Source organism: Streptomyces sp. DH12 (assembly GCF_020873895.1).
Lineage (GTDB): Bacteria > Actinomycetota > Actinomycetes > Streptomycetales > Streptomycetaceae > Streptomyces.
The window spans coordinates 1-634 of the sequence record NZ_JAHWGT010000408.1 but is presented as its reverse complement, the minus strand read 5'-3'; the positions used below and the strand labels follow the sequence as shown (position 1 = coordinate 634).

The window sequence follows — 634 nt, the reverse complement described above, 5'->3', positions numbered from 1 at the left end:
GGCCGAAACCGGTCTTGGGCGCCGTCACGGGCACCCGCGTGCCGTGCGCGCCGAGGGCGTCGGCGATCGCCAGCGCCTCCGCGCGGTCCGCCTCGGGCACGCCCAGGGCGTCGGCGAACACGACGTCGATCTCCTCCGGGGCGACGCCCGCCTCGTCGAGGGCGCCGGTGATCGCGTGGGCGAGGCCCTCGCGGGACTCCGCCCAGCGGGAGGCCCCGGTGAACGTGGCCGCGTGACCGGCCACGACACCCCGTACGGGCACCCCGCGGTCACGGGCCCGCTCCTCGTCCTCGACGACGAGCAGGGCACCGCCCTCCGCAGGTACAAAACCGCACGCCTTCTCGGTGAACGGGCGGTAGGCGCGGTCGGGGTCGTCGAGGGTGCTGAGCTCGGGGTAGCCGAGCTGGCAGACCATCGAGTACGGGGCCAGTGGCGCCTCCGCCGCTCCCACCACCATCACGTCGGCGCCGCGCCGCACCGCCCGGGCCGCGTGCGCGAGGGAGTCCAGGCCGCCCGCCTCGTCGCTCGCCACCACCCCGCACGGCCCCTTCAGGCCGCCGCGGATGGAGATCTGCCCGGTGCTCGCCGCGTAGAACCAGGCGATCGACTGGTAGGGGCCGACGAACTTGGAGCC

Annotated in this window: 1 protein-coding gene; it reads right to left on the bottom strand. The window is 75.7% G+C overall.

From position 1 onward, the window contains the following. Positions 1-634: beta-ketoacyl synthase N-terminal-like domain-containing protein (locus LPA54_RS34855; protein WP_267487960.1), on the bottom strand; the 634-nt coding region annotated here is incomplete at both ends.